Annotated in this window: 4 protein-coding genes and 1 pseudogene; 2 read left to right on the top strand and 3 right to left on the bottom strand. The window is 46.0% G+C overall.

Translation table 11 applies throughout. From position 1 onward, the window contains the following. On the top strand, nt 1-389 hold a 389-nt coding region (ribH, locus tag J7K79_RS05070), incomplete at its 5' end, for a 6,7-dimethyl-8-ribityllumazine synthase (protein ID WP_296905817.1). Then, nucleotides 364-1173 (top strand): hypothetical protein, encoded by an 810-nt coding sequence (locus tag J7K79_RS05065; protein ID WP_296905816.1) that lies wholly within the window; start codon nt 364-366, stop codon nt 1171-1173. The genes ribH and J7K79_RS05065, both read left to right, overlap by 26 nt. A gap of 12 nt (nt 1174-1185) precedes the next feature. Here the strand turns inward: J7K79_RS05065 and J7K79_RS05060 are convergent, their stop codons facing one another. From J7K79_RS05060 to J7K79_RS05050, 3 genes and pseudogenes are all read right to left on the bottom strand, one after another. Next, on the bottom strand, nt 1186-2037 hold the full coding sequence (locus tag J7K79_RS05060) for a protease modulator HflC (RefSeq protein ID WP_296905814.1): 852 nt from the start codon (nt 2035-2037) through the stop codon (nt 1186-1188). Further along, nucleotides 2034-2960 (bottom strand): FtsH protease activity modulator HflK, encoded by a 927-nt coding sequence (gene hflK, locus J7K79_RS05055; protein ID WP_296905812.1) that lies wholly within the window; start codon nt 2958-2960, stop codon nt 2034-2036. The genes J7K79_RS05060 and hflK overlap by 4 nt, the downstream gene beginning before the upstream one ends. Nucleotides 2961-2972: 12 nt before the next feature. After that, nucleotides 2973-3338, bottom strand: a pseudogene (locus J7K79_RS05050) (DNA lyase); the annotation flags it as partial.

Genomic DNA, 3338 nt, shown 5'->3' with positions numbered 1-3338 from the left:
GTTTAATAAGACACGGTGTTTCCAAGGAGGACATAACAGTTGTAAAAATACCGGGAAGTATAGAGGCGATTTATACAATAAAAAAGCTTTTAAGTCTCAAAATACACGATGCTATAATTGTCCTCGGGGCTGTAATAAGAGGAGAAACGTATCACTTCAACGTGGTGGCGAACGAGATAGGAAAAGCGGTAGCACAGTTCAATATGAGCTCAGAGATTCCCATTGTTTTCGGAGTTCTCACCACAGACACTCTGGAGCAGGCACTGAACAGGGCAGGAGCAAAGAATGGAAACAAAGGATTTGAAGCGGCTCTGGTAGCGATAGAGATGGCAAATCTGAGAGGAAAATTCAGGAGGGATTTCTTTGAATCTGATAGCAACGGCGGGTAACGATAAGATAAGAGACTTTCTTGTGAACGACTGGTACAGATCACTGAAGGAGAATGTGAACCTGGAAGAAACGGATGTTCTGGTCATAAACTACGGTCTAGCGGGTCTTCCAAAGGATGTGATCGACTTTCCTGCCATCGAGAATCGGGGTCTTATAAACAACACGAGATTTCTCAACCTTGCTCTCTTTCTCGAAAACCACCCTGAGTACGACCAGGTTCTTTTTTGTGACGGTGGTGACATTATCTTCCAGAGTGATATCTCGCATCTTTTCGAAGAGCACAGAGACGCTTTCCGGTCTGTTGTGGAACAGATAAGTCCTCCAATAGACCTGGTCGTAAAAGAAGAAGACCTCGTGAATGGTGCGGAGATCAAGTCCTTTCTTTCAGGAAAAAAGCTCTTCAATGTGGGTGTTATCCTCGCTCCAAGAGAAGGTTTTCTCGAGATTGCAAAAGTGATGAAAGAGCGTTTGAGAAACATGGACGTTTGGGGTGGAGACACAGTTGTAGGAAATTACGTGGTATACAAAAGCCCTCACGTTGAACTTCCTTCCAAGTACAACTTCATTCCATCGACTGCAAAAGAAAAGTTCTACGTGAAAGACTCGAAGTTTTTCCTTCAAAACGGAGAGATCATTCCCATCGTTCACAACGCGGGAAGATACAGATTCCTGAGACCCGTTAAAGATTTCGGCTGTGGACCAGGAAAGAACAAAGTAAACAGGTTCAACATCTGGATGTTTAGGGTACTTTTCAGTGTGAGTGCTCTCTTGAAAAAGAAGTGAGGGATCTCCCCCTCAGTTCGACTTCAAATACTTCAACGCATCGAGCTCGTCTCCCACAAGAAGGAAGCCTCCCTCGATGGATTTGTAGACTTCCATGGTTCGCCAGAACTCGTAAAAATCCTTGTCCTTGGAGAAAACCTCCGCGTAGATCTTTAGCGCACTTGCTTCCCCCGTTCCCTTTATTTGCTCTGCTTTGCCCTGGGCTTCTGCGAGCAAAACCTTCGCTGTTTTGTCAGCCTCTGCTCTTATCGTTCTTGCTTCTTTTTCTCCCTCTGCCCTGATCTGCGCCGCTATACTGTATCTTTCCGCCTTCATTCTGTTGTAAACAGCTTGCTCGTTTTCTACTGGAAGATCGGCGTGTTTTACCCTCACATCAACCACTTCTATTCCAAAATCTTTCAAATCTTTTCTCGAGAGAGCAGTAACCTCCTTCAGCAGATCTTCTCTCTTTTCTGAAATGATCTCATCGAAGTTTGCTTTTGCGAATATGTTTCTCACATGAGAGTAAACAACATCATCGATCCTGGGAAGGGCGAGTTTCACACTCTTTAGCGATTTTATGAAGGTCTCTGGATCTTTTATCCTCCAGAGAACGTAGGTGTCTATCACCAGAGTTTTCTTGTCGGAGGCTATGATCTTTTCTGGTTCGATGTCGTAGAGCAGAATCCTCTTGTCGAACCGTACCACACTGTCCACAAACGGTTGTTTAAAGTGAAGCCCTGGTTCTGTTTCAACCGAGACGATCCTTCCAAATCTCAACACCACTGCCTGTTGTGTCTGATCGAGAACATAGAAGGAGGAGAAAACAAGGATCGCACCGGCTATCAACAATATGATCATCAAAGGCCACACCCACGCCTTCATTTTCCCATCTCCTTCAGCAAGTCAGAGATATTTAGAACGTTCAAGGTCTCTCTACTTCCTACAAAGATAACCTTGTTGCCGGCTTTTTCAAGAATAGACTGGAGGGCATCAAGAAGCATTCGTTTTCTTGTAATCTCTGGAGCTTTTGTGTATTCTTCCAGTATCTCTTCGAATCTCTTTGCCTCTCCAAGCGCCTTCAGATAGACTTCCTGAGCGTAGGCTTCTGCTTGTCTTAAGATCTCCTGAGCCTGCCCCTGAGCCTTGGGAATGACATCGTTGGCGTACTTTCTTGCCTCGTTTATGAGACGCTCTTTGTCCTGTCTCGCGTTGTTCACGTCGTCGAAAGCATCCACCACGGGTTCTGGAGGAACTACTTCTTGAAGGTAGACGTTTTCCACTTTCACCCCGCAGTTATAGGAGTCAAGGATCTCCTGGAGCATTTGAGCCGTCTCGAACCCTATCTCGTCTCTTCCAGTGGTGAGTACATCGTCGATACTTCTCATGGCTACTTTTTCTCGGAGAACGGATTCTGTTGTAAACCTCACGATCGAGTCCGCTTCCGTGATGTTGAAGGCGTACGCCACGGGATCTTTAACCCTGTACTGTACAACCGCTTCGACACTCACAAGGTTGTTGTCGCCAGTGATCATGACGGATTCTTCTGGAACTGGTTCATAAGAAATCCTGTCGCCCATTTGAACGCTTCTGAAACCGATCTCTATCTTCCTCACCGTTGTGACATCAACAGTCACGTATGACTGGAAGGGGTACGGCAGGTGATAGTGAATACCAGAGGGAACAACAGAGGAGAATCTGCCAAAAGTCTTGAGAAGAGCAACCTCGGACGGTCCTACCTGATAGATCCCGGTCAGTAGATAGATGCCTAGAACGATTCCCAGAACTATCCAGACGTACTTTTTCACCCTTTCACCTCCTCATTTGTCAACCCTTCCTTTCACGAGGTACCACAGGTAAAGATCTAGCTTTCCAAGAGGTTCATGGAACGCTTCTGCGACTTTTCTTAGGACGTCCTCTGTGTACAGGTACCTTCTCTTGCTCCAACCTTTCGGGAACTCTTCGATCAACCCGTGGGTTTTCATCAATCTCAAAACGTGCTTGTCTAAGATGGCAAGATCTTCTACCCCTGCGTTTCTAAGAAAGTGGCTGGACTCTTTCCAGCCTATTCCCCTTGCATTCTTCACGAGAAACTCTCTCGAGAGGAAAGGATCTCCGTTTACCAGTTCTCTCAACCTTCCTACCAACCATCTGTTTGCCACGATGAACTCTGCCCTCTTTTGAGG

The sequence above is a fragment of the Thermotoga sp. genome (genome assembly GCF_021162145.1).
Classification (GTDB): domain Bacteria; phylum Thermotogota; class Thermotogae; order Thermotogales; family Thermotogaceae; genus Thermotoga.
Note: the sequence above shows the minus strand (reverse complement) of the source record. Positions and strands in the feature narration are given on the sequence as shown.